The organism is Sphingomonas sp. LH128 (genome assembly GCF_000293195.2).
Lineage (GTDB): Bacteria > Pseudomonadota > Alphaproteobacteria > Sphingomonadales > Sphingomonadaceae > Novosphingobium > Novosphingobium resinovorum_A.
Map to the genome: position 1 here is coordinate 1 of NZ_ALVC01000574.1, position 319 is coordinate 319.

Genomic DNA, 319 nt, shown 5'->3' on the forward strand with positions numbered 1-319 from the left:
GGCATCATCATGGGCCTTGGCCTGGCGCTGATGGAGGAAACCCAGATCGACGAACGCAATGGCCGGGTCATGAACCCGAGCCTGTCCGAGTACCATATCCCTGTCCACATGGACGTGCCCGAGATTGACGTGATCTGGACCGACATTCCAGACCCGCACACGCCGATGGGCGCGCGCGGCATCGGCGAGATCGGCATCACCGGCACGGCCGCAGCGGTCGCCAACGCTATCTACAATGCGACGGGAAAGCGGGTCCGCGACCTGCCGATCACGCTCGACAAGCTGCTGTGATGGGGGCCAGCAACCCTTTGTAACGCCC

1 protein-coding gene is annotated in these 319 nt (G+C 63.6%); it reads left to right on the forward strand.

The window, feature by feature from the left end:
- A partial coding sequence (locus tag LH128_RS30320; protein ID WP_008833518.1) for a molybdopterin cofactor-binding domain-containing protein occupies positions 1–291 on the forward strand: 291 nt, incomplete at its 5' end.
- Positions 292–319 lie beyond the last annotated feature (28 nt).